Origin of the sequence: Aquabacterium sp. (assembly GCF_004297345.1) — a bacterium.
Lineage (GTDB): Bacteria > Pseudomonadota > Gammaproteobacteria > Burkholderiales > Burkholderiaceae_C > Aquabacterium.
Map to the genome: position 1 here is coordinate 1 of NZ_SCTN01000541.1, position 1,440 is coordinate 1,440.

Annotated in this window: 2 protein-coding genes; both read left to right on the forward strand. The window is 61.5% G+C overall.

Annotated features, from left to right (window positions below):
* Window positions 1-91 precede the first annotated feature (91 nt).
* A complete protein-coding gene (pyrE, locus tag EPO09_RS20945) occupies window positions 92-769 on the forward strand; it encodes an orotate phosphoribosyltransferase (RefSeq protein WP_290646325.1) in 678 nt (225 codons plus the stop codon).
* Between the two features lie 73 nt (window positions 770-842).
* Window positions 843-1,440: DUF4124 domain-containing protein (locus EPO09_RS20950; protein WP_290646327.1), on the forward strand; the 598-nt coding region annotated here is incomplete at its 3' end.

Genomic DNA, 1,440 nt, shown 5'->3' on the forward strand with positions numbered 1-1,440 from the left:
GCCCAGGGCACCAGGCCTTTGGTGGCGGCAGAACGGATGCCGTTGACGTTCAGTGAGACCAGACGAAACACGACGAGATACCCAATCAATCATGAGCAACACCTCTTCCAATGACACGTTGGCCCAGGACTTCGTGGCCTTCGCAGTGCAATCCAAGGTGCTGCGGTTCGGTGAATTCAAGACCAAGGCGGGGCGCCTGTCGCCCTACTTTTTCAACGCCGGCTTGTTCGATGACGGCGCCAAGCTCTGCCGTCTGGCGCAATTCTATGCACAGCGCCTGATCGCGTCTGGTCTGGAGTTCGACATGTTGTTTGGCCCGGCCTACAAGGGCATCACCCTGGCAGCGGCCGTGTCGATCGAACTGGCGCGCCTGGGGCACAACAAGCCCTTCGCCTACAACCGCAAGGAAGCCAAGGACCACGGCGAGGGCGGTACGCTGGTGGGGGCGCCTGTGCAGGGCCGCGTGCTGATCATCGACGATGTGATCTCGGCCGGTACCTCGGTGCGTGAATCGATCGACCTGATCATCAAGGCCGGCGCGAAGCCCGCTGGCGTCACCATCGCCCTGGATCGCCAGGAAAAGGCCACGGCCAACGGCCAGGATGCGGCCGAGAGCGCCGTGCAGCAGGTGGAACAGCACTATGGTTTGCCTGTTGTGGCGATCGCCACGCTGGGCGATTTGCTGCAGTATCTGCAAACCCAATCGGATCCGGCGCTGACCGCATTTCATCCTGCGGTATTGGCCTATCGTCAGCGTTACGGCGTTTGATTCGTCTGGTCTAATATTGACAATCGGATAGATCAGATAGTGGCGTGCAGGTACACGCCCACACGGAGCCGCGATGACGTTTGAGTTGGGAGCCCTTGAGCGCATGGCCGCCACCCGCAAGGTGGTGCGCCGGGCTGCGGCATGTGGCGTTCTGCTTCTTGCGTCATCCGTGGTGTCTGTGGCGTGGGCTGCGGCGGGCATTTACTCCTGCGTGGACTCCACGGGGAAGCGGCACACATCCGATCGGCCTATTCCTGAGTGCCTGGATCGCGAGCAGCGTGTGCTCAACAAGGATGGCTCTCAGAAGCAGACCGTACCGCCCCGCATGAATGCGGAAGAGCGTGCGGCAGCTGAGGAGCGCCAGCACCAGAAGGCCTTGGCGGATGCGGCCCAGAAGGATGCCATCCGCCGTGATCGCAACCTGATGCTGCGCTATCCGAATGAGGCTGCGCACAACAAGGCCCGCGAGGCGGTGCTGGACGAGTTGCGCAAAGGCATCGATGCCTCCGAGACGCATCTCAAGGAATTGCAGTCCGATCGCAAGCCCTTGCTGGATGACGCCGAGTTCTACAAAGGCAAGCGCCTGCCGGGCAAACTCAAGACCAAGCTGGAAGCCAATGAGGCCCAGCAGCAGGCCCAGAAGGACATCATCACGCAACAGACGGCCGAAA